This window comes from Streptomyces sp. NPDC058464, assembly GCF_042721035.1.
Lineage (GTDB): Bacteria > Actinomycetota > Actinomycetes > Streptomycetales > Streptomycetaceae > Streptomyces.
Genome location: NZ_JBHXMA010000001.1, coordinates 527,138 through 548,892, shown reverse-complemented (window position 1 = coordinate 548,892; position 21,755 = coordinate 527,138). Strand labels below are relative to the sequence as shown.

Genomic DNA, 21,755 nt, shown 5'->3' with positions numbered 1-21,755 from the left:
CCTTGCGCGTACTACTGACCGGACACCAGGGCTATCTGGGCACCGTCATGGCCCCGGTCCTCAAGGCCGCCGGGCACGAGGTCGTCGGCCTCGACTCCGGCCTGTTCGCCGACTGCGTCCTCGGCCCGCAGCCCGATGACCCGCAGGGGTACCAGGTCGACCTGCGCGACGTCACCGCCGAGCACGTGGCCGGGGTGGACGCCGTGATCCACCTCGCCGCGCTCTCCAACGACCCGCTCGGCTCGCTGGCGCCGGAACTCACCTACGACATCAACCACCACGCGTCCGTCCGGCTGGCGCAGCTGGCCCGCGACGCCGGCGTGCGGCGCTTCCTGTACGCGTCGACCTGCTCGGTCTACGGCGCCGCCGGCGACCCCGACTTGTCGAACTTGGTGACCGAGGACGCCCCGCTGCGCCCGGTGACCCCGTACGCGGAGTCGAAGGTCCGGGTGGAGGACGACCTGCACGCGCTGGCCGACGACGACTTCACCCCGGTCTTCATGCGCAACGCCACCGCCTTCGGCTACTCGCCCCGGCTGCGCGCCGACATCGTGCTGAACAACCTCGTGGGCCACGCGCTGCTTTCCGGCGAGGTGCTGGTGCTCTCCGACGGCACCCCCTGGCGCCCGCTGGTGCACGCCGCCGACATCGCGCGGGCCTTCACGGCCGCGCTGACCGCGCCGCGCGAGGCGGTGCACGACCGGGCGTTCAACATCGGCAGCGAGGTCAACAACGTCACGGTCGCCGAGATCGCCGAGCAGGTCGCCGAGGCGGTGACCGGCTCCAAGGTGGTGATCACCGGGGAGACCGGCGCCGACCCGCGGTCCTACCGGGTGGACTTCTCCCGGTTCCGGGCCGCGATCCCCGGCTTCGACTGCGAATGGACGGTGAAGCGCGGCGCGCTCGAACTCGCCGACGCCTACCGGAAGTTCGACCTCACCCGGGAGGCCTTCGAGCAGCGCTTCACCCGGCTCGCCGTGCTGCGCGCGGCCTCCGAGGCCGGCACCGTCGACGACACCCTCAGGTGGCGCCGGTGACCGACGTGAGCGAGGAGATGTACGCGCTGGTGGAGCGGATGTACCCGCTCTGCCGGAGCATCACCGGCGACGGCGTGCGCGCCACCCTGGACATCGTCGGCGAGTACATCCCACTGCAGGTGCACGAGGTACCGACCGGGACGCAGGTGCTCGACTGGACGGTGCCGCAGGAGTGGAACATCCGGGACGCGTACATCGCCGACAGCGCGGGCAACCGCGTCGTCGACTTCGCCGCGTCCAGCCTGCACGTGCTCGGCTACAGCGTCCCGGTGTCGGCGACCATGCCCCTCGCCGAGCTGCGCGGCCACCTGCACACCCTGCCCGACCACCCGTCCTGGGTGCCGTACCGCACCAGCTACTACAAGCCGGACTGGGGGTTCTGCCTGGCCCAGGAGACCCTGGACGCCATGCCCGACGGCGAGTACGAGGTCCGCATCGACTCCACCCTCGCCGACGGCCACCTCACCTACGCCGAGTACGTGGTCCCCGGCCAGGTCCCCGACGAGGTCATCGTCTCCTGCCACGTCTGCCACCCGTCGCTGGCCAACGACAACCTGGCCGGCATCGCGGTGGCGACGTACCTGGCCCGCGCCCTTGCCGAACAACCGACGTACTACACCTACCGGTTCCTGTTCGCCCCCGGCACCATCGGGGCGATCACCTGGCTGGCCCGCAACGCGGAGCGGGTGGACCGGGTCAGGCACGGCCTCGTCCTCGCCTGCGCCGGCGACCCGGGCCAAGTGACGTACAAGCAGAGCCGGCGCGGCGACGCGGAGATCGACCGGGTGCTCCAGCATGTCCTGACCGCGTCCGAACGCCCGCACCGCATCACCGAGTTCACCCCGTACGGCTACGACGAGCGGCAGTTCTGCTCACCCGGGTTCAACCTGGGCGTCGGCTCGCTCACCCGGACCCCGTACGCCGGCTACCCCGAGTACCACACCTCGGCGGACAACCTGGACTTCGTCTCCCCGGCGGCGATGGCGGACACCCTCGCCGTCTGCCGCGAGGCGTTCGCCGTCCTCGACCGCAACCGGCGGTACGTCAACCTCAGTCCCTACGGCGAACCGCAACTGGGCCGGCGCGGGCTGTACGACGCGCTCGGCGGCCGCAGCGACACCAAGCAGGCCCAGATGGCCATGCTCTGGGTGCTCAACCTCTCCGACGGCGAGCACAGCCTGCTGGACGTCGCCGAGCGGTCCGGGCTCCCGTTCGACACCGTCGCCGCCGCGGCCGATGCGCTGCGCGGCGCCGACCTGGTCAAGGAATGACGCCCATGACCACCCAGGGGGAGAAGACGACAGCACCGGCCGGGTCCGCCAAGCGGGCCCTCGTCGGCCGGCTGTCGTGGGGGCTCGCCGACCAGGCGGCCTCCAGCATCAGCAACTTCGCGGTGGGCCTCTACGTGGCCCGCTCGCTGGGAGTGACCGCGTTCGGTGTCTTCAGCCTGGCCTGGGTGACGTACGGCGTGGTGCTCAACGTCTCCCGGGGCCTGGCCACCGACCCGCTCGTGGTGCGCTTCAGCGGCGTGCCGGACGCGTCCTGGCGCGGGGCGGTGGCCCGCTCGACGGGTACCGCCCTCGGCGTCGGCGCGGCCCTCGGCGTGGTGTGTCTGGCGGCCGGGCTCGGCCTCGGCGGCCGCGTGGGGCCCGCGTTCACCGCCCTCGCCGTCATGCTGCCGGGCCTGCTGCTCCAGGACGCCTGGCGGTTCTCGTTCTTCGCCGCCGGCGCGGGGCGGAAGGCGTTCGTCAACGACGTCGTGTGGGGCATCGCGCTCGTCCCCGCCTTGGTGGTCGCGGCCCACGTGGACACGGTGGCCGCGTTCGTCCTCGCCTGGGGCGGGTCGGCCACGGTGGCGGCGGGATACGGCTACCTCCAGTCCGGCATCCGGCCCCGGTCGGCCGAGGCACGCGGCTGGCTGCGCGAGCAGCGCGATCTCGGCTACCGGTACCTGGTCGAGAACGTCAGCCTCAGCGGCGCCAGCCAGGTGCGGGCGTACGGGCTCGGCGTGATCGTCGGGGTGAGCGCGGTGGGCGCGGTGCGGGGCGCCGAGCTCCTGATGGGCCCGTTCCTCGCCGTGCTGATGGGGCTCTCGCTGGTCACCGTCCCGGAGGCGGCCCGGGTGCTGCGGCAGGCCCCGCACCAACTGGGCAGGTTCTGCCTCCTCCTCGGCGGCGGCCAGGCCGCCGGAGCGCTGCTCTGGGGCTCGGCGCTGCTGCTGATGCCGGACCGGCTCGGTGACCTGGCGCTCGGCGACGTCTGGCACTCCTCCTCGCACCTCATCGTGCAGATCACCCTGAGCGTCGCGGGAGCGGGCCTCGGCACCGGCGCGGCGGCCGGGCTGCGCGCGCTCGGCGCGGCCCGGCGCAGCCTGCGCTGCCAGTTGTTCGCCTCCGCCTGCTATGTCGGCGGCGGTCTCGGCGGAGCGGCCGTCGCCGGCACGGCCGGTTCGGCCTGGGGCGTCGCCGCCGCGACCCTCAGCGGCTCGGCCGTGTGGTGGCTGCAGTTGCGGTCCGCCCTGCGCGAGCGCCACCGCCATCCCATCCCCGAAGTGAGGACCGCATGACCGACCGACCCAGGCTGAGCATCGGCCTGCCCGTGTACAACGGCGAGGAGTACCTGGCCGAGTCGTTCGACGCCCTCCTTGGCCAGACCTACGAGGACTTCGAACTGGTCGTCTCCGACAACGCCTCGACCGACGGGACCGAGGACATCTGCCGCAAGTATGCCGCGCAGGACTCCCGCATCCGCTACCTCCGGCTGCCCCGGAACATCGGCGCCACACCGAACCACAACCGGGTGTTCGCGGAGTCCCGGGGTGAGCTGTTCAAGTGGGCCTCGCACGACGACCTCTACGGCCGCGACCTGATCCGGCGCTGCGTGGAGGCGCTGGACGAGCGGCCGGACGTGATCCTCGCACACACCGACCAGGCGGTCATCGACGGCGACGGCCAGGTGACGGTCCCCTACGAGTACACGCTCGCCACCGGCTCGCCGCACGCGCCGGAGCGCTTCCGCAGCCTGCTGTTCGAGCCGGGCGGCGACGACTTCTACGGGGTGATGCGGGCCGACATGCTGCGCCGGGTGAGGCCGATGGACAGCTACCACCACGCGGACCGCACGTTCGTCGCCGAGATCACCCTGCACGGGCGCTTCCACCAGGTGCCGGAGCTGCTGTACTTCCGCCGCGACCACCCCACCCGCGCCGAGCGGGCGAACCCGTCCAAGCGCTCCCGGTGCGTCAACCTGGACCCGCGCCGGGCAGGCCTGCTGCACCCGACGCCCCGGCTGCTCGCCGAGTACGTCTGGGGCTTCGCCTCGGCGATCCGGCGGGCGCCGCTGTCCCCGGCCGACCGGCGCGCCTGCTACGGCCACCTGGCATCGTGGATGACCAGCAGGGTCCGGCCGGGCGCCGGCGAGCGGGTCGAGGACCGCGCCCCGGTCGACCCGGCCCAGCTCACGGTCTCCGTCGACGCCCTGGTCGCCGGCCGTGAGGGGAGGCGGCGATGACGTCCGCGGACAAGAAGCCGGTGCGCGTCGGGGTGTTCGGCCTGCTCGGCTCCGGCAACCTCGGCAACGACGGGTCACTGGAGGCCGTCCTCGGCTACCTCCGCGCCGAGCACCCGGAGGCGGTCGTGGACGCGCTGTGCGGCGGGCCCGAGGCCGTGACGGCCCGGTTCGGGATCCCCGCCACCCGGATGCACTGGAACCGCGCGGAGTACCGGACCGCCTCACGCGTGGGCGCGATCGCCTCGAAGGGACTCGGCAAACTCGTCGACGTCTTCCGCACCGCCGCCTGGGTGCGCCGGCACGACGTGGTGATCGTCCCGGGCATGGGCGTCCTGGAGGCCACCCTGCCGCTGCGGCCCTGGGGCTTCCCGTACTCGCTCTTCCTGCTCTGTGCGAGCGGCCGGCTGCTGGGCACCCGGGTCGCGCTGGTCAGCGTCGGCGCCGCCGAGATCCGCAACCGGCCCACCCGGGCCCTGGTGCGCTGGTCGGCGCGGTTCGCCGCGTACCGGTCCTACCGGGACGCCCAGTCCCGGGACGCGATGCGGGCGATGGGCGTGGACACCACGCACGACGAGGTCTACCCGGACCTCGCCTTCTCCCTGCCGACACCGCCGACGAGCGCGCCCTCGGGCTCACCGGGCCCGGTCTGCCTCGGAGTCATGGACTTCCACGGCGGCAACGACGACCGCGCCCGCGCCGAGGAGATCCACCGGCGCTACCTCGACGGGACGATCCGGTTCGTCCGCGTGCTGGTCGAGGAGGGCAGGCCGGTCCGGCTGCTCACCGGCGACGACTGCGACGAGGCGGTGGTCGCCGCGATCCTCGACGCGGTGGACTCATCGCTGGTCACCGCCGCCGAACCGGCCTCACTGGCCGACCTGATGAAGGAGATGGCGGCCGCCGACTCCGTCGTGGCGGTCCGGTACCACAACCTGATCTGCGCGCTGAAGACCGGAACACCGGTGCTCGCCCTCTGCTACGCGGCGAAGAGTGACGCCCTCATGGCCCGGATGGGCCTCGGCGCGTACTGCCATCCGGCCCGCGAGGTCGACGCCGACCGGCTCCTTGAACAGTTCCGGGCGCTGGAGAAGAACTCCGCCGACCTGCGCCAGACCCTCGCCGAGCGGAACCTGGACGCGGCCCGGCAACTCGACGAGCAGTTCGCCGCCTTGACCGCGACCCTGTTTCCGGCCACCGACCCCACCCACGCCCACTCGCACGTCCACGCCCGGCAGGAGTCTCCATGAAAGCGACCGAAGTCCCGGAGATCGCGGGCGCGTTCCTGTTCGAGCCGACGCCCTACGCCGACGAACGCGGCTTCTTCTGCCGCACCTTCGACGCCGACGTGGTCCGCTCGGTGGGCCTCGACCCGCACGCCTTCGTCCAGGACAGCGTCTCCCGCTCGGTCCGGGGCGTGCTGCGCGGCCTGCACCTGCGCTCCGGCGCCGGCGAGGCCAAGCTGGTGCGGTGCTCGTACGGGAGGATCTTCGACGTCGTCGTGGACCTGCGGCCGGATTCTCCCACCTTCCGCAACTGGGCCTCCTTTGAACTTTCAGGAGAAACACAACCAACTCTTTACATTCCCGCGGGATGCGCGCACGGTTTTCAGGCAGTGACCGACACCGCCGACACCTCGTACCGCATCGACCGACCGCACGATCCGGCCGAGGACGTGACCATCGCCTTCGACGACCCGGAGCTGGCCATTCCCTGGCCGCTGCCGGTCGCACTGATGTCCCGACGGGACCGAGAGGCGCCGAGTCTCGCCGAGGTCCTGAAGCACAGAGAGAGTTGAGGTCCTCGTGGACACCGAAGAGCTCCACCTGCCCCTGTCGCGGACAGCCAACGAGCGGCTGCACGCCATGATCCCCGGGGGCGCTCACACCTATGCCAAGGGCGACGACCAGTACCCCGAGAACCTGGCCCCGGTCATCAGCCACGGCAGCGGTGCCCACGTGTGGGACGTCGACGGCAACCGCTACATCGAGTACGGCTCCGGCCTGCGGTCGGTCAGCCTCGGCCACGCCCACCCGCGCGTGGTCGAGGCGGTACGGCGGGAACTGGGCCGCGGCAGCAACTTCGTCCGGCCGTCCATCGTGGAGGTCGAGGCCGCGGAACGCTTCCTGGCCACCGTGCCGACCGCCGAGATGGTGAAGTTCGCGAAGAACGGCTCCGACGCCACCACCGCCGCGGTGCGCCTCGCCCGCGCCGCCACCGGCCGCGCGCGGGTGGCCATCTGCGCCGACCATCCGTTCTTCTCCGTCGACGACTGGTTCATCGGCACCACACCGATGTCCGCCGGCATCCCGGCGGCGACCAACGAGCTCACCGTGGCGTTCCCCTACGGAGACCTGGCCGCCACGGAGGAACTGCTCAGCCGGTACCCGGACGAGATCGCCTGCCTGATCCTGGAGCCCGCCACCCACACCGAGCCGCCGCCCGGATACCTCGCCGGCCTGCGCGAGCTGGCCGACCGGCACGGCTGCGTCCTGGTCTTCGACGAGATGATCACCGGCTTCCGCTGGTCCGAGGCGGGCGCCCAGGGCCTGTACGGCGTCGTCCCCGACCTCTCCACGTTCGGCAAGGCGCTGGGCAACGGATTCGCCGTCTCGGCTTTGGCGGGACGACGCGACCTCATGGAACGGGGCGGACTGCGCGATTCCGGTGACCGGGTGTTCCTGCTGTCCACCACGCACGGTGCGGAGACGCACTCCCTGGCAGCCGCGATGGCCGTGCAGGCCACCTACGTCGAGGAGGGCGTCACCGCGCGGCTGCACGCCCTCGGCGAGCGGCTGGCCGCCGGTGTCCGCAACGCCGCGGCCGCCATGGGCGTCGGTGACCACGTCGTCGTCCGGGGCCGGGCCAGCAACCTGGTCTTCGCCACCCTCGACGGGAACCTGCAGCCGTCGCAGCGGTACCGCACCCTGTTCCTGCGCCGGCTCCTCGCGGGCGGGGTGCTCGCCCCGTCCTTCGTGGTGAGCAGCGCACTCGACGACGCGGACATCGACCGCACCGTCGACGTGGTGGCCGACGCATGTGCGGTGTACCGGCAGGCACTGGACGCCGACGACCCCACCCCGTGGCTGGCCGGGCGGGCGGTGAAGCCCGTGTTCCGCCGTCTCGCGTGACGTGACGTGACGTCAGCGGCGCGGACGCCGGCCCGCGTCGGTGGTCCGCGCGGTGAGCTGGTCGGCCGTCCGGTCGACCAGCCACGCCGTCACCGGTATCACCGCCAGCGCGGTGCACCAGCCGCCGAGGGCGTCGGTCGGGTAGTGCGCGCCGAGCCCGACCTCCGCCCAGCCCATGACCGTGCCGGCGACCAGTGCCGCGGCGATCACGAGTGACATGCCGGCCGTCCTGCCGAGGCCGAGCCGGCCGGTCGCGAGCAGCGCCGCCATGAGGGCGAGCGCGGTGAAGAAGGCGGTGTGCCCGCTCGGGTAGGACAGGTTGCCGGGGCCGTGGATGGTGCGTCCCACCAGGTGCTTGAGGAGTGTGGTCGTCCCCACGGTGAGGCCGGCCCCGGCCACGACGAGCACCGCCGCGCGGGGCCGCCGCAGCAGCAGACAGCCCGCCACGCAGGCCGCGACCACCATCGCCGATCCCGCGGGTTCCCCCAGGAAGTCCAGGACCAGGGCGACGTTCCGCCAGGGCGGCCGCACGCTGTCCGCCGTCGGCGGGAAGATCCAGCTGTCCACCCTGCCGGGCTCGCCGTGGCCGGCGTACCGGACCCCGAGCACCACGACCACCAGCGTGGCGAGCGCTGCGACGAGTCCGAGCCACGCGCGCAGCGCCGCGGGCAGCACCGCGCGCGCCGTGAACTGGCCCGGGCCGACTTCCAGGTCCGCTCCTGCCAGGCGATCCAACGCGAGCCCCCCTCGTGTCCGCCCCCAGCCTCTGATCGCCACCCTAACCGCTTGCGGGTGGTCCGGGTGGTCCGGGAAGCGGCCGGAGGGACCGACGCGAGGTTCCGGAAGCTAGAGGAACGGCGTTCCGGCGTCGAGTCCCGACAGCACCCTGCCGTACAGCTCCAGGTTGGCGGTCGGGTTGACGAACGAGTGCAGGCTCAGGGCGTTCAGGTCCCGCACGATCCGCTGGACCGGCACCTCCCGGTGCAGGGACGAGGCACCCGAAGCGGACCCGATCAGGTCGGCGGCCTCCTTGCACATCCGCACCAGATACCCGCACTGTGCCCTGATCCGGGCCCGCTCCTGCGTCGTGTACGGCTCTCCGCCGGCCGCCTTGGATTCGATCAGCGCCACGAAGTCGGCGGCGAGCAGTTCGGCGGAGGAGATCTTCATCGAGGCCTCGGCGAACTGGAGATGCGTCACCGGGGCTTCGTGCTGGCGCTCGTAGAAGGTGTACGTGATGCCCCGCCGATGGATGCTCTCGCCGAACTCCGCCAGAGCCGCCCGTGCCAGACCGAGGGCGTTCGCGGCCGTCCAGGCACAGAACAACAGGAGCACCGGCATGCGGTAGAAGGGGTCGGCGCTGTTGCGCTGCGACGGAAACGTGCCCGCCAGCAACGGCCCTATCGGCAGGACGCGACGGGCGGGCACGTGAACGTCCTGGGCGACGACGGTGTTGCTGCCGCTTCCGGCCAGACCGGAGACGTCCCAGTCGTCCAGCACCTTGAGGTCTGCCATGGGGATCGCCAGCCACAGCATCTCCGGCGGGCCGTCCCCCGTGTCGGCCAGCGCGGTCAGCAGATGCCAGTCGGCGTCCTGACAGCCGGTCGCGAAGGGAGACTTCCCGCTCACCGCATAACCGCCGTCCACCGCAACGGCTTTCGAGCCCGGGACGAGAGTGCCACCGACCCGTACCTCGGGTCCGGTGAAGATCTCGTCCTGGGCCTCGTCGGGGAACAGGGCCGCGATGAACGCACACCCGGCCTGGATCAACGCCATGAACCCGGCCGACCCGCACGCGGCGGACACCTCGCTCAGCGCGTCGACCTGAGTCCGCAACGAGGTCTGGTAACCCCCGTAGTGGCGGGGGACGTTCATACGGTGGATCCCGGCGTCCGTGAGAGCCTCGACGACCTCGCCGGTCACCCGTCGCCGCTGCTCCGCGCGCAGGGCGTGCGAGCGGATGAGCGGCCGGAGCTCGCGTACGCGCTCGACGAGGTCGGTGTCCGATCGGGATGCTGACGAACCGGCCAAGGGTCGACCTCCGGTCTCGGGACGCAGGGGAACCCTCACCGTCGCGCCGTTCCCGTCTACTGTCAACGGCCCCTCGACGTAACGAAGTTGATCCGGACTCCGCCCTGTCGAGGCGGGCGGTCAGCCGCGTGCCGGGGGTGTGTAGAAGCCGCCGACGGAGGTCCAGACGCCGTTCTTCACCACTACCTTCTGCACGCTCCGCGTGCCCAGGTGACTGCTCGCGCTGAAGCTCATGACCGGCGACACTCCCGGGTCCACCTTCGTCGCCTTCTGGTAGGCGGCGGTGAGGGACCGGGCCGTGACCGGGCCCTTGACGGTCTTCGCGATCTCGGCGAAGACCCTGGCGTTGCTCCAGCCCCACAGGGCGAGGAAGCCGGCGGTCTGGCCGGGCTCGTACTTGGCCATCGCGGTCCGGAACTCCTTCACCGCGGGGTCGTCGTCCGAGGGCGCCTTGACCAGCTGGACGGCCTTGAGACCCTCGGCGGCGTCCTTGGCCAGGGCGATCGTCGACTCCGCGGCCACCGGGGCGTAGGCGTAGGTGGGCAGGGAGAGGCCCTGCAGCCTGGCCTCCTTGAGGAAGGCGGCCGCCTCGGGCGAGGTGAGGATCAGGATGACCGCCTGCGGCTTCGCCGACTTCACCTTGCTGATCACCGGGGTGTAGTCGGTGGTCTGGTACTTGACCGGCAGCCGGTCGACCTCGACCGAGGGGTCCACCTTCTTCGCGACGGGCGCCACCTGCTCGGCCACGTTCACGAACGCGGCCGGGTCGCTGTGCACGACGAGGATCTTCCGCGCGCCGTCCTGCACCGCCCACGCGGCGACGGCCGCGGCCTGGTCCTCGTAGAGGGTCTGGGTGCCGAACAGGCCGGCGCGCGGCGGCTTGTACCAGTTCTCGGCGCCGCCCACCTCGTTGAGGACCGGCACCTTGGACTGGTTGAGGACGAACGGGAAGGCCGCCTCCGCCTGTGAGGTGCCGTTCGCGTTGACGATGGCCACGACCTTGTCCTGGCCGACGAGTTCACGGGCGATCTGTACGGTCTGCTGCGGATCGGCCGCGTTGTCCTTGACGGTCCACTCCACCTTGCGGCCGTTGATGCCCCCTTGGGCGTTGAGCATCTTGAAGTACGCGTCGGCACCCACCTTCTCGGCCACGCCGTACGTGGCGGTGGAGCCCGTGAGGGGCAGCCACGCGCCGATGTGGATCTCGGAGGAGTTGCCACCCGCCGACGCCGAGTCCTGACCGGCGCACGCGCTTGCGGTCAGTGCCAGCACGGCGAGAACGGCTGTCGTTCCCGCCACGCGGCGGGATCTGCTGATTGTCCGGAACACGGTCCACCTCGTTCACAAAGGTCGCAATGGTCACACGGGGTTTCACTTCACTTGGGGGACCGGGCGGTGGCCGCCGCGGTCGTGGCGGGCACCAGGCCGCCGCTGAAATACGCCGATTCCGCCAGGGCCGCGAACTCCGGATCGCCCGGCCGTCCCCGAGCGGCGACGACGCCCTCGTGCAGGACGGCCACCTCGTGGCAGACGGCCATGGCCCGGCTGAGCGACTGCTCCAGGAGCACCACCGTCAGGCCCTCGTGGGTCAGCCCGATCAGCCGGTCGTAGACCTCGTCCACCAGGGCGGGGGCCAGCCCGAGAGCCGGTTCGTCGACGATCAGGACGTCCGGCCGGACGATCAGCGCGCGGGCGATGGCGAGCATCTGCTGTTCGCCGCCCGACAGCCCGGCGGCCGGGACGGACATCCGGTCCCGCAGCCGGGGCGGCAGCCACTGGACGGTCTCCTCCAGCCGTTCGCGCAGTGCCGCACCGGTGATGCCGGCCGCGTACGCCGCGACCTCCAGGTTCTCGCGCAGCGACAGCGTCCTGAACAGTCCGCGGCCTTCGGGCGCGAGGCTGGTGCGGACGGCGCCGTCCGACTCCCGGGCGCCGTGGGCGGGCCGGAGCGAGCCGTGCAGGATGCCGGCGAGGGTGCTCTTGCCCGCACCGTTGGCCCCCGCTACACCGAGCACGCTCCCTTCCCGGACGTCGAGATCCACGTCCCGCAGGGCGACCACACCGCCGTACGCATGACCTGTCCCGCGCAGCCGGATCAGGCTCCGTTCGCCCACGGTGTCGGGCAGCCGCGCCCGGTTGCCGACCGTTCCCAGGTAGGACGACCGCACCTTCGGATCCTGGAGCACGGTGTCCGGGGTGCCGTCGCCGATGGTGCGGCCGAAGTCGAACGCGAGCACCCGGTGGGCGACGGAGAAGAGGTCGTCGAGGACGTGGTCGATGACGACCACGGCGGTGCCGTCCGCGTTGAGACGGCGGATGTGCCCGGCCAGCAACGCCCGTTCGCTCGCGTCGAGTCCGCCGAAGGGCTCGTCCAGGATCAGCAGCCGCGGCCTCTCGGCCATCGCCCGCGCGAGATCGAGGCGCTTCTGCAGGCCGAAGGGCAGCTCCGTGGGGCGACGGTCGGCCACGTCCGCGAGGCCCACGGAGTGCAGCAGTTGCGCCACGGCGTCCCGGTCGCCGGCCCTGACCCGGCGGCGGGTGCACAACACGTTCTCGGCGACGGTGAGTTCGGAGAACACCTCCGCGTGCTGGAAGGTACGGCCGATCCCCAGTCGGCGACGCGCGGTCGCCCTGGCCCTCAGCAGCGGCCGGCCGGCGAAGTCGGCCGACCCGCTCACGCGTCCGCTGCCGGTCAGCCCGGACAGCACGTTCAACAGCGTCGTCTTCCCTGCCCCATTGGGCCCTATGACGGCCAGGATCTCGTCCTGCCGCACGGACAGCGAGGCATCCTCCAGGGCCTTGAGGCCACCGTAGGAGACGGACACGTGCTCCAGATGGAGGAGGGCCGGACCGTCGGATGCGGGGGCGGGTTCGGGGACCGGAGCGGACGACTCGGTGACCGGAGCGGACGGCTCGGGGGACGGCGGGTGCCCTGCCTCCGGCCTTCGCGGCACGCGCCTCAGGACCCGTCGCGCCGGCCCGGCGAGGAACGGCACGACTCCTCCGGGCAGGAAGAGAAGGATCGCGATCAGCACGAGGCCCTGCACCACCGGCTGGGGCATCCCCACGGTGGAGGAGAGCGAGGGGCTCCAGGTCAGATAGATGCCGCCGGCCACGGCGCCGAGGACCGAGCCGACCCCGCCGAGCACGCACGCCGCGATCAGGGAGATGCCGAAGGAGAGCGAGAACGGGTCCGGGCTGACGAACCCGGTGATCAGACCGAGCAGCACGCCGGCGAAGCTCGTGGACGCGCCGCTCACCGCGAACGACAGCGAGGACTGGGCCTCCGGTGCGATACCCACCGTACGGGCCGCCATGGGATGCGACTTGGCGGCCACCAGCCGCATCCGCAGCGCGGAGACGCGGGCCGGCACGGCCAGGGCGAGGACCACGGCCGCCGCGCCCACCGCGAGGTACTGGGCCTCGGTGCCGCCGCCCGGGAACGTGCCGAGGCCGACGGCGCTGCGCAACTGGAGCACGGGAACTCCCTGGTCGCCCCCTGTCACACTGCTCCACCGGTTGACCAGTTCCAGGGTGACCGTGGTGAAGGCGAGGGTCAGCAGGGCGATGTAGAGCACCGAGAACCGGGCACCCGCGTACCCGAGGAAGGCGCCCAGGGCGGCGCCGGCCGCGACCGCCCCCAGCACCACCGCCTCCAGGGCCCAGCCGTGCGCGCTGCCGTACGCGGCGAAGTAGGCGCCGATGGCGAAGAACGCGGGATGGCCGACCGACCAGATGCCGGACCAGCCGGCGAGCAGACCGACCGACAGCACGGCGATCGTGTACACGGCCGCCAGCGCCACCGAGTACATCTGGTAGGCCGGGATCGCGCCGGCCGCCATGAACACCATGAGCACCGCGCCGGCGGCCGGTCCCAGGGCGGCCCTCGCCAGGACGGAACGGTTGAAGACCATGGATGCGACCCCTCAGACGCGCTGGAAGGTGCGGGTGCCGAACAGGCCCTGGGGGCGGATCAGCAGCACCAGCACGGTGAACGAGAACACGAACGTGTCGCGGAAGCTGGCGGAGACGTAGTTCGCCGCCAGGTTGTCCAGGACACCGATGGCCAGCCCGCCGACGACGGCGCCGTACATGCTGGTCAGACCGCCCAGGAAGATCCCGGCGAAGGCCCGGAACAGCGGTGCGGTGAGCGCGGTGGTCGCAAGGCCCGAGCGCGGTGCGTACAGACACGCGGCGAGCGCCGCGAGCCCGAGGCCGAGGGCCCAGGAGATCCGGGCGAGACGCTGGGCGCCGAGGCCGACGACCCGCGCCGTCCCCGGCGACTCGGCCACGGCCCGCATCGCCGAACCGAGCGTGGTGCGGGCGAACAGATAACCCACCAGCGCCATCGCCACCGCGGCGACACCGATCGTCACCAGGCTCTGGACCGGCAGGGCCGCGCCCGACCAACGCACCGTGCCGTCCACCAGGCTGGGGAAGTCCCGGGGCTGTTCGCCCCAGACGGATCCGGCCAGGTTCTCGGCGATCAGCGAGACTCCCATGGTCACGACCAGCGCGGAGAACAGCTGTCCCTGACCCAGTGGGCGGATCACGGTCTCGCGCACCAGCAGGCCCGCCGCGACGGTGACCGCGATGGCGGCGAGGAGGCCGAACACCGTCGCCACCCCGCGGTCGTGGAGCGAGACCGCGACATACAGGCCCAGCGTCGCGAGCGACGCCATCGCGAAGTTCACGACATCCGTGGCCCGGTAGATGATGACCAGCCCGAGGCCCATGAGGCCGTACACGGCTCCACTCGCCACACCGCTGACCAGGACAAGCAGGAACTGGCTCACAGTCCCTCCCTCGGGGAAGAGCGCGTTTCACGCCATGCGTGCGGGATTCACGGGCACGGCAGGCGGCGTTAAATCAAAGTGAACTCAATTCAGTACGCTAGGCACTGCGGTGCCGGACGGGCAAGACTCGTGCACGGGATTTGTGCCGAGCCCGCCCGCGCCGTCTCAGCGGCCGTCGGCCGTGGGCTTCCCGGCGAGCGCGGTACGAGCCGCCGCCAGCCCGAAGACCAGGGCGGGGGCGAGGCCGCCCGCGTAGGCGCGCCGGTACAGCCCGCCCGCGTCCGCGCCGGCCGCGAGCAGCCCCGGGACCGGACCGTCTCCGTCGGCGCCCCCGTCGCCCGGCGCCGACAGGACGCGGGCCCCGGCGTCGACCAGCAGCCCCGCGAAGGTGAACGTGACCGCCGGGGCGGCCTCGATGACGTAGAAGGGCGGTTCGTCCAGCGGGCGGGAGTCCAGCAGACGTTCGGGTGCCGGGGTGCCGCCCGCTGCCGCAACGGCGTTGAACTCCTCGATGCGGTCGCGGATCGCGGCGCCGGGATACCCCCACTCCTCGGGCATCGAGGCGAAGTCCGCCAGGTCGTCCGCCACCGCGCAGCGGGCACCGGCGCGATGGCACAGCTGGAACTTGTCGACGCCGGGGATCCCCTCGACGTACGAGGCGCTGATCCACTCCCGGTGCACGCGTGCGTCCGCGACCAGCAGTCCGCGGGCCCGCGGCCGGTCCAGCAGGGCCATAGCGGTGAGGTGGTCGCCCACCGTCTCGTCGACGAAGCGCTCACCCGTGGTGTCGAACAGCAGGGCGTGCTCGCTGTAGTAGAGCGCGAGGTCGACGAAGCGCGCCGGGTCGGCGAGGGAGACGCCCGCCGGCATCAGATGGCCGTAGAAACCGGCGTCCTTCTTGCCGAACCCCGCCCCCACGGCCCGGCCGAGCGCGAGCCCGTCGCCACGGCTGTGCGGGTTGGCCCGCAGGCCGACGTCCGCGGCCTGCGGGTGGAGGTGCCGGGCACGCAGGCCGGGATCGCCCTGGAAGCCGCCCGTCGCGAGCAGGGTCCAGGTGGCCTCGACGCGGCGCGCCGAGCCGTCCGGCAGCAGGCACTCGGCTCCCGTCACCCTGCCGTTCTCGGTCAGGAGGGTGCGGGTCCAGGTGCCGGTCAGCACCTCCTGGCCCCGGTCCCGGACCAGTCGTTCGCAGGTGTCGAGGTAGTGGTGGGTGTCGACCTGATGCCCGCGGCCGAAGCCGAGAACGGGCACCGGCGGCCGGCACTCCACGCCGAGCGACCGCACCCAGGCCACACCGTCGGCGAACCCGTCGACCAGGGCCGCGGCCAGCTCCGGGTCGCCGTCCGGATTGACCCGGCGCAACTCCTCGACGGTCGGGGCGGTCCAGATGAAACCGGCGAAGCGGGCGGAGCCGCCGAGGCGTTCCGCCTTCTCCACCAGCACCACCGAGCCGCCTTCGGCCGCCACCCGGGCGGCGGCCGAGAGCCCGGCCATGCCGCCACCGATCACCAGCAGATCCACTGTGTCCGCGCCCATGGGCAGCCCACCGCCTTCGCGTCGCTGAATGGGACACGACGCTAATTGAACTCACTTCTGTAGTCGAGAGGTCGGTGTGGATACGCTGCGGCGGCACGGTTTCGGCCGGGCCGACACGTCGGTCGGAAGCCCGGCCGGAAGCCCGGTGGGAACCCGGTCGGGAAGGCGGTCGGGAACCCGGTCGGGAAGGCGGTCGGGAAATCTCAGTCGGGGACGACGACGGCGCGCCCCCGCACCGCGCCCGCCCGCAGCCTCTCGAACGCTTCAAGGGCGCTCGACAGCCCGTACCGCTCCACCTCCACCCGCACGGAACCCTCGCGGGCCAGCGCGACGACCCGTTCGAGTTCGGGCACGGTTCCCCAGAACGGCAGCGAGATCCGCGTCCCGGGCGGGAGCACCCCGGGCTTGCGGACCGTCAGTTCGCCGCCCCCGCTGCCGACCACGGCCAGCTCCCCGCCCGCCCGCAGTACGGCGACGGCGAGCTCCAGACTGGAGCGGCTGCCGACGAAGTCGAGCACGGCCGCGGCTCCGGCCCCGCTGGTCCGGGCCCGCAGGACCTGGGCGGTGTCGGGCCGCGGCAGCGTCCCGAAGTGCGCGCCGCAGGCGTCGGCCAGGGCCAGCGCCTCCTGCCGTACGTCCACGGCCAGCACGTGCGCGGTCGTCGTCGCCCGCAGGATCTGCACCGCGAGGTGGCCCAGCCCCCCGACGCCGAGAACGACCACGCTCGCGCCGTCGGAGAGCGAGTGCCCCACGGCGGTGACGGCGTGGTACGCGGTGAGCCCGGCGTCGGTCAGCGGCGCCGCCCGGACCGCGTCCAGATCGCCCACCGGGACCAGCAGCCGCCCGGACGGGACGAGCAGCGTGTCGGCCATACCGCCGTCGCGGCCCAGTCCCGCCCCGGTCCCGGTCAGCTCCTGGTCGAGAGCCGTTCGCCGGTCGCAGTAGTTCTCCGCGCCCGACGCGCAGTGCGCGCAGCGCCCGCAGCCCCAGGGCCCGTACACGACCACGCGCTCGCCGACGGCCGGACCCACGGCCCGTGGGCCTCGCGCCGCCACCCGGCCGGCGACCTCGTGCCCGAGGGTGAACGGAATCCGGTAGGGGAGACCCCCTGGCGGGCTGTCGATGACATGGAGGTCGGACCGGCACAGCCCGGCCGCCTCGACCCGGACCAGCACTTCCTCGCCCGTGGGCACGGGTCGCGGCAGCTCGGTGAGGACGGCAGGCCCGCCCCACCGTGTCAGCCGGACCGCTCTTGTCCTGCCAGTGGGCACTGCTCCTGCCTTGCCTGTTGACATGACTGAGACGGTAACAAAAATGAAGTCAGTTCAATATCCCGGGAGAGGGGTGACGCTGTGGGTGACGAACGCGGTGGCGGGAGGGCCGGACGCTTCGACGGGCGGGTCGCTCTGGTCACCGGTGCGGGCTCCGGCATCGGAGCGGCGGTCGTCCGGCGGCTGGCCGGACAGGGTGCCGAGGTCTTCGCGGCCGACATCGACGACACCGCGGTCGGGACCGTGACGAAGGAACTGTCCGGCGCGCACGCGCTGACCATGGACGTCGCGGACCGTGCGCAGGTCGACCGGGCGTTCGGGGAGGCGGCCGGGGCGCACGGCCGGCTGGACGTGGTGGTGCACGCGGCCGGTGTCGACGACCCCGTCGCGAAGGAGTGGATCGCCGAGGCGCTGCTCGACGACCGGCCGCCCGAGGTGACCGCGCGGCTGGGCGACGATGCGTGGCGGCGCGTGCTGCGGGTCAATCTCGACGGCACCTTCCATGTGCTGCGCGCCGCACTGCGCGTCATGGTGCCCCGCAGGTCCGGCGCGGTCGTCACCGTCGGCTCCTCCTCGGCCTTCGACACGGTGGCCGGATATCCGCACTACGCGGCGTCGAAGGCGGGCGCGCACGCGCTGAGCCAGGCCGTCGCCAAGGAGGCGATCGCGTTCGGCGTGCGCGTCAACACGGTCGCGCCGGGGCCGACGGAGACGGGCATGGCGGCGCGCACGCCCGCGCCGCTCCGGCGGGGCTTCGCCGACCCGCGGGTCCGGCCGTACGCGACGCCGGAGGAGATCGCCGACATCGCGCTGTTCCTGGCGAGCGAGGATGCGGCGAATCTCGTGGGTGCGGTCCTGCTGGCCAACGGCGGCCGGTTCACGGTGTGAGGGAGGTTCGGATGGTCCGGCTCGATGTCGATCCCGCGCTGCTGCGGGGGACCCCGGAGCAGCACCAACTACGAGCGGTTCTCAGGGATGTGCTCACGGACGCCTGCGGGCCCGGGCGGGTCCGCGAGCAGGCCGCGAGCCCGCGCGGATTCGACCGGGCGCTGTGGGACAGGCTCGCCGGCGAGATCGGCGTGCACGGGCTCGCCGTCCCCGAGGAGTACGGAGGCGCCGGCTACACCTTCGCCGAACTCGCCGTCGCTCTGGAGGAGACGGGACGCGTCCTGTGTCCCGCGCCGCTGCTGCCGACCGTCGTACTGGCCGGGGAGGCCCTGCTGGCGAGCGGCGATCGGCGGGCCTGTGAACGCTGGCTGCCCGGCATCGCCTCCGGCGCCCGCACGGCCACCGTCGCCGGAGTGCTGCACCCCGCTCAGGTGACCGCCGAGCGCGGTCCCGACGGCTGGGTGCTGCGCGGCGAGGCCGACTTCGTGCCCGACGGCGAGGGCGCCGAGCTGCTGTTGGTCGCCGCCCGCGCCCCGGACGGCGCGCGACTGTTCGCCTGCGCCCCGGACGCCGCCACCTGCCGTCGCACGGCGCGCCGCGTGCTCGACCCCACCCGCCGCCAGGCGCACCTCCGCTTCACGGGCGCCGCGGCCGAGCCCGTCGGCGAGCCGGGACAGGCCCCGGCGACAGCCGCCGCCGTACTGGACGCCGGACGGGTGGCGCTGGCCGCCGAGCATGTCGGCGGCAGCGCGCACGCCCTGGACGCCACCCTGGACCACGTGTCCCACCGAACTCAGTTCGGTAGGGCCATCGGCTCGTTCCAGGCGATCAAGCACCGGCTGGCCGACCTCCTCGTCGCGATCGAGGGCGCCCGCTCGGCGTCGTCGTACGCGAGTGCCTGCCTGGCTGTGCGACGGCCGGAGCTGCCCGTCGCCGCGAGCGCCGCGGCGGTCGCCTGCACCCGTGCGTATCGCCTGGCCACCACCGAATACGTCCAGCTCCACGGCGGAATCGGCTTCACCTGGGAGCATCCGGCCCACCTCTACGTGCGTCGCGCCAGGGCCGACGAGGCGCTGTTCGGCGCGGCGGACGACCATGCCCTGCGGCTGGCCGGGCTGCTCGGCCTCGCCGGTCGCAGCGGCTGAGCACGCGCGGTCACTCGCCGGCCGGTCACGTTCCAGACCATTGACAGGGGCATCTACCGCCCCCAAAATCGAACTCAATTCAGTTCAGTTTGGAGGGGCTCATGGCAGTCGAAGACGAGATCCAGTTCGAGCGGGACGGGCAGGTGGCGCGGGTCTGGCTGAACCGCCCGCACAAGAAGAACTGCGTGACCGTGCCGATCCTCAACCGCCTCGACGAGATCATCACCGAGGTCGACGCGGACCCCGAACTGCGCGTGCTGGTGCTGCGCGGTCGCGGCAACACCTTCTGCTCCGGGTTCGACCTGGACAGCCTCAAGGCCGACTTCGTCGGCAGGTCCAACGCGATCGACGTCGCCGTGCTGTCGGCCAAGGTCTGCGACCGGCTGTACTCGATGAAGACCCCGTCGATCGCCGTCCTCGAAGGGCATGTCACCGCCGGCGGCTTCGAGCTGATGATCTCCTGCGACTTCGCGATCGCCGCGGACGACGCCCTGATCGGCGACTTCCACATCCGCCGCGCCCTGTTCGGCGGAGCGGGACCGATCTACCGGGTGCCGCGCATGATCGGCGTCCGCAAGACCAAGGAGCTCATGCTCACCGGCAAGCTGCTCACCGGGGTCGAGGCCGCCGAGTTCGGGCTCATCAACTCCTCGGCGCCCGCGGACAAACTCGACGCCACCGTCGAGGAGTTCGCCGACCAGCTCGTCGACAAGAGCCCGTTCACCATGTGGATCACCAAGATGACCATCGACCGGAGTCTCGACGCGGACATCCAGTCCCTGATGGTCATGGAACACCTCGCCGTCGGCGTGATGCTCAACTCCGAGGACGCGGCGGAGGGCGTGGCGGCCTTCCTGGAGAAGCGGGAGCCGCAGTGGAAGGGCCGCTGAGCGCCGCGGCGGGGACCGGGAGCCTGCTGCGTGGCTCCCGGTGCGCCGGCTGCGCGGTGGCCGCCTACCCGGCCCGCCCCGGGTGCCCGCGCTGCGGGGGGCCGGCCGAACCGGTCCTGCTCTCCGCCACGGGCACGCTGTGGACCTGGACCGTGCAGCGGTACCCGCCCAAGTCGCCGCCGTACGTCCCGCCCGCCGCCGGATTCACCCCCTACACCGTCGGATACGTCGAACTCCCCGAAGGCGTACGGGTGCTGGCCGCCCTCGACATCCGGCCCGAGGACGCCGAGATCGGCATGCCGGTCACGGTGACGGCGGGGGACGGCGTGCCCAGGGGCGTGGGAGCCGTCGTATGAGCGGCGAGGACGTACTCGTCTGCGGTGCCGGGATCACCTCCTTCGCCCGGACGGAGGCGACCGGCCGGGAGCTGGCCGTGCGGGCCGTACGCGCCGCTCTCGAAGACGCCGGACTGCCCTGGTCGCGGGTGCGGGCCGCGTACGGCGGCAGCGACGCCGCCGGCAACGCCGACACACTCGTCTCCGAACTCGGCCTGACCGGGGTGCCGTTCACCAACGTCCGCAACGGCTGCGCGACCGGCGGCAGCGCACTGGTGTCCGCTGTCCACGCGATCCGGTCAGGGGCGGCGGACGTGGCCCTCGCCGTCGGCTTCGACAAACACCCGCGTGGCGCCTTCGACCCACGTCCCGCCGACTGGGGACTCGACGAGGCCTACGGCCGCGACGGGCTGATGGTCACCACCCAGTTCTTCGCCCTGAAGATCCAGCGGTACATGCACGACCACGGCATCAGCCCCCGCACCCTCGCCCTGGTCGCCGAGAAGGCGTACGCCAACGGCGCGCTCAACCCGCTCGCCTGGCGGCGCAAGCCGCTCGACGCCGACGAGATCCTCGCGTCCGGCATGGTCAACGACCCGCTGACCCGCTACATGTTCTGCTCGCCCGGCCAGGGCGCGGTCGCCCTGGTGCTGTGCAGCCGGGCCGTGGCACGCGAACTCGGCGGCACACCGGTCACCCTGCGGGCGGCCGTCGTACGGACCCGCAGGTTCGGCTCCTTCGAGGTGTTCAGCCCCTGGGCGCCGCCCGGGATCCCGACGAGCGTGAGCACCGACGCCGCGCAACAGGCCTTCGAGGAAGCCGGGTTGGGACCGGCCGACATCGAGGTGTGCCAGCTCCAGGACACCGAGAGCGGCGCCGAGGTGATGCACCTGGCCGAGTGCGGGTTCTGCGCACACGGCGAACAGGAGTCGCTCATCCCGTTCGGGGCGACCGGGATCGGCGGCTCACTGCCGGTCAACACCGACGGCGGCTGCATCGCCAACGGTGAACCCGTCGGGGCCTCCGGGCTGCGCCAGGTCCACGAGGTCGTCCAGCAGTTGCGCGGCCGGGCGGGCGAGCGCCAGGTGCCGGGTGATCCGACGGCCGGCTTCACCCACGTGTACGGCGCGCCGGGCGTCAGCGCCTGCACCGTGCTGACCCGCTGACGGCTGACCGCTGTCCGCTGTC

19 protein-coding genes are annotated in these 21,755 nt (G+C 72.4%); 12 read left to right on the top strand and 7 right to left on the bottom strand.

The window, feature by feature from the left end; all coding sequences use genetic code 11:
- The first annotated feature begins 2 nt into the window (after window positions 1-2).
- Genes ACFWPQ_RS02835 through ACFWPQ_RS02805 form a run of 7 tightly spaced genes read left to right on the top strand, consistent with a single transcriptional unit; the run spans window position 3 to window position 7,675 of the window.
- Window positions 3-1,037 (top strand): NAD-dependent epimerase/dehydratase family protein, encoded by a 1,035-nt coding sequence (locus ACFWPQ_RS02835; RefSeq protein WP_384029260.1) that lies wholly within the window; start codon window positions 3-5, stop codon window positions 1,035-1,037.
- Window positions 1,025-2,308 (top strand): DUF4910 domain-containing protein, encoded by a 1,284-nt coding sequence (locus tag ACFWPQ_RS02830; protein ID WP_384029258.1) that lies wholly within the window; start codon window positions 1,025-1,027, stop codon window positions 2,306-2,308. Before ACFWPQ_RS02835 ends, ACFWPQ_RS02830 begins: the two co-directional genes overlap by 13 nt.
- 5 nt (window positions 2,309-2,313) lie before the next feature.
- Complete coding sequence (locus ACFWPQ_RS02825) at window positions 2,314-3,603, top strand: hypothetical protein (RefSeq protein WP_384029256.1); 1,290 nt, start codon at window positions 2,314-2,316, stop codon at window positions 3,601-3,603.
- Window positions 3,600-4,547 (top strand): glycosyltransferase family 2 protein, encoded by a 948-nt coding sequence (locus tag ACFWPQ_RS02820; RefSeq protein WP_384029254.1) that lies wholly within the window; start codon window positions 3,600-3,602, stop codon window positions 4,545-4,547. Before ACFWPQ_RS02825 ends, ACFWPQ_RS02820 begins: the two co-directional genes overlap by 4 nt.
- A complete protein-coding gene (locus tag ACFWPQ_RS02815) occupies window positions 4,544-5,794 on the top strand; it encodes a polysaccharide pyruvyl transferase family protein (protein ID WP_384029252.1) in 1,251 nt (416 codons plus the stop codon). Before ACFWPQ_RS02820 ends, ACFWPQ_RS02815 begins: the two co-directional genes overlap by 4 nt.
- Window positions 5,791-6,342, top strand: a complete 552-nt coding sequence (gene rfbC, locus ACFWPQ_RS02810) for a dTDP-4-dehydrorhamnose 3,5-epimerase (RefSeq protein ID WP_384029250.1) — start codon at window positions 5,791-5,793, stop codon at window positions 6,340-6,342. Before ACFWPQ_RS02815 ends, rfbC begins: the two co-directional genes overlap by 4 nt.
- Before the next feature lie 7 nt (window positions 6,343-6,349).
- Window positions 6,350-7,675: a glutamate-1-semialdehyde 2,1-aminomutase gene (locus ACFWPQ_RS02805; protein WP_384029248.1), complete on the top strand. Its 1,326-nt coding sequence runs from the start codon at window positions 6,350-6,352 to the stop codon at window positions 7,673-7,675.
- A gap of 12 nt (window positions 7,676-7,687) precedes the next feature.
- Here the strand turns inward: ACFWPQ_RS02805 and ACFWPQ_RS02800 are convergent, their stop codons facing one another.
- The 7 genes from ACFWPQ_RS02800 to ACFWPQ_RS02770 form a co-directional block, all read right to left on the bottom strand.
- A complete protein-coding gene (locus ACFWPQ_RS02800) occupies window positions 7,688-8,410 on the bottom strand; it encodes a phosphatase PAP2 family protein (protein WP_384029246.1) in 723 nt (240 codons plus the stop codon).
- A 111-nt stretch (window positions 8,411-8,521) separates the two neighbouring features.
- A complete protein-coding gene (locus ACFWPQ_RS02795) occupies window positions 8,522-9,706 on the bottom strand; it encodes an acyl-CoA dehydrogenase family protein (protein WP_384029244.1) in 1,185 nt (394 codons plus the stop codon).
- 120 nt (window positions 9,707-9,826) lie between these two features.
- Entirely contained in the window at window positions 9,827-11,005 is a 1,179-nt protein-coding gene (locus tag ACFWPQ_RS02790; protein WP_384029242.1) for an ABC transporter substrate-binding protein, read from the bottom strand.
- Between the two features lie 77 nt (window positions 11,006-11,082).
- A complete protein-coding gene (locus ACFWPQ_RS02785) occupies window positions 11,083-13,620 on the bottom strand; it encodes an ATP-binding cassette domain-containing protein (RefSeq protein WP_384029240.1) in 2,538 nt (845 codons plus the stop codon).
- Between the two features lie 12 nt (window positions 13,621-13,632).
- Entirely contained in the window at window positions 13,633-14,502 is an 870-nt protein-coding gene (locus tag ACFWPQ_RS02780) for a branched-chain amino acid ABC transporter permease (RefSeq protein WP_384029238.1), read from the bottom strand.
- A 165-nt stretch (window positions 14,503-14,667) separates the two neighbouring features.
- Complete coding sequence (locus tag ACFWPQ_RS02775) at window positions 14,668-16,038, bottom strand: FAD-dependent oxidoreductase (RefSeq protein WP_384029235.1); 1,371 nt, start codon at window positions 16,036-16,038, stop codon at window positions 14,668-14,670.
- A 203-nt stretch (window positions 16,039-16,241) separates the two neighbouring features.
- Complete coding sequence (locus ACFWPQ_RS02770) at window positions 16,242-17,333, bottom strand: NAD(P)-dependent alcohol dehydrogenase (protein WP_384029233.1); 1,092 nt, start codon at window positions 17,331-17,333, stop codon at window positions 16,242-16,244.
- Between the two features lie 57 nt (window positions 17,334-17,390).
- Here ACFWPQ_RS02770 and ACFWPQ_RS02765 point away from each other — a divergent pair, with 57 nt between their 5' ends.
- The 5 genes from ACFWPQ_RS02765 (at window position 17,391) to ACFWPQ_RS02745 (ending at window position 21,733) form a co-directional block, all read left to right on the top strand.
- The gene (locus tag ACFWPQ_RS02765; RefSeq protein WP_384029231.1) at window positions 17,391-18,197 is read left to right on the top strand and encodes an SDR family NAD(P)-dependent oxidoreductase; all 807 of its coding nucleotides are present in this window, start codon (window positions 17,391-17,393) and stop codon (window positions 18,195-18,197) included.
- A gap of 11 nt (window positions 18,198-18,208) precedes the next feature.
- Window positions 18,209-19,342, top strand: coding sequence for an acyl-CoA dehydrogenase family protein (locus ACFWPQ_RS02760; protein WP_384029229.1), 1,134 nt, complete (start codon window positions 18,209-18,211; stop codon window positions 19,340-19,342).
- 101 nt (window positions 19,343-19,443) lie between these two features.
- Entirely contained in the window at window positions 19,444-20,232 is a 789-nt protein-coding gene (locus ACFWPQ_RS02755) for an enoyl-CoA hydratase/isomerase family protein (RefSeq protein WP_351492692.1), read from the top strand.
- Window positions 20,217-20,588: a Zn-ribbon domain-containing OB-fold protein gene (locus ACFWPQ_RS02750; protein WP_384029227.1), complete on the top strand. Its 372-nt coding sequence runs from the start codon at window positions 20,217-20,219 to the stop codon at window positions 20,586-20,588. Before ACFWPQ_RS02755 ends, ACFWPQ_RS02750 begins: the two co-directional genes overlap by 16 nt.
- Window positions 20,585-21,733 (top strand): thiolase family protein, encoded by a 1,149-nt coding sequence (locus ACFWPQ_RS02745; protein ID WP_384029225.1) that lies wholly within the window; start codon window positions 20,585-20,587, stop codon window positions 21,731-21,733. The genes ACFWPQ_RS02750 and ACFWPQ_RS02745 overlap by 4 nt, the downstream gene beginning before the upstream one ends.
- Window positions 21,734-21,755: the final 22 nt, after the last annotated feature.

Bases quoted from the DNA above. Each gene is read 5' to 3' on its own strand.
- ACFWPQ_RS02825 (WP_384029256.1), top strand. From the start codon at position 2,314: ATGACCACCCAGGGGGAGAAGACGACAGCACCGGCCGGGTCCGCCAAG.
- ACFWPQ_RS02755 (WP_351492692.1), top strand. From the start codon at position 19,444: ATGGCAGTCGAAGACGAGATCCAGTTCGAGCGGGACGGGCAGGTGGCG.
- ACFWPQ_RS02760 (WP_384029229.1), top strand. From the start codon at position 18,209: ATGGTCCGGCTCGATGTCGATCCCGCGCTGCTGCGGGGGACCCCGGAG.
- ACFWPQ_RS02745 (WP_384029225.1), top strand. From the start codon at position 20,585: ATGAGCGGCGAGGACGTACTCGTCTGCGGTGCCGGGATCACCTCCTTC.
- ACFWPQ_RS02785 (WP_384029240.1), bottom strand. From the start codon at position 13,620: ATGGTCTTCAACCGTTCCGTCCTGGCGAGGGCCGCCCTGGGACCGGCC.
- ACFWPQ_RS02770 (WP_384029233.1), bottom strand. From the start codon at position 17,333: ATGTCAACAGGCAAGGCAGGAGCAGTGCCCACTGGCAGGACAAGAGCG.
- ACFWPQ_RS02815 (WP_384029252.1), top strand. From the start codon at position 4,544: ATGACGTCCGCGGACAAGAAGCCGGTGCGCGTCGGGGTGTTCGGCCTG.
- rfbC (WP_384029250.1), top strand. From the start codon at position 5,791: ATGAAAGCGACCGAAGTCCCGGAGATCGCGGGCGCGTTCCTGTTCGAG.
- ACFWPQ_RS02820 (WP_384029254.1), top strand. From the start codon at position 3,600: ATGACCGACCGACCCAGGCTGAGCATCGGCCTGCCCGTGTACAACGGC.
- ACFWPQ_RS02775 (WP_384029235.1), bottom strand. From the start codon at position 16,038: ATGGGCGCGGACACAGTGGATCTGCTGGTGATCGGTGGCGGCATGGCC.